Genomic DNA, 261 nt, shown 5'->3' with positions numbered 1-261 from the left:
CCCTTCCACATCAAAAATCAAAAATAAAATAGAAATTAAAAAAAACCGATAAGAAAAACCCAACCGTGACCCCACTCTCGGATCAAACCCGCATTCATATGAGGACGCATTATTTTCATTCCTCTCCACCCTTAAGGATATAAACAAAAAAACTAGATATACTAACATTACCAAAACCACACCCTCTACAAACATCTCTACATATACTCTTCACTTGCTAATTGGAAATCAACCGCACTCTGTACTTTTCCTTTAACCCCC

1 protein-coding gene is annotated in these 261 nt (G+C 36.8%); it reads right to left on the bottom strand.

Annotation, left to right across the window (positions count from 1 at the left end; translation table 11 throughout):
- Positions 1–168, bottom strand: a 168-nt coding sequence (locus BB427_RS24885; RefSeq protein ID WP_139119054.1) for an NADH dehydrogenase subunit 3, incomplete at its 3' end; no start/stop codon positions are given.
- Between the last annotated feature and the right edge of the window lie 93 nt (positions 169–261).

Source organism: Pseudoalteromonas sp. BMB (assembly GCF_001709235.1).
GTDB classification, from domain to species: Bacteria; Pseudomonadota; Gammaproteobacteria; order Enterobacterales; family Alteromonadaceae; genus Pseudoalteromonas; species Pseudoalteromonas maricaloris.
The sequence above is the reverse complement of the archived record's forward strand: the minus strand, read 5'-3'. Positions and strand labels throughout refer to the sequence as shown.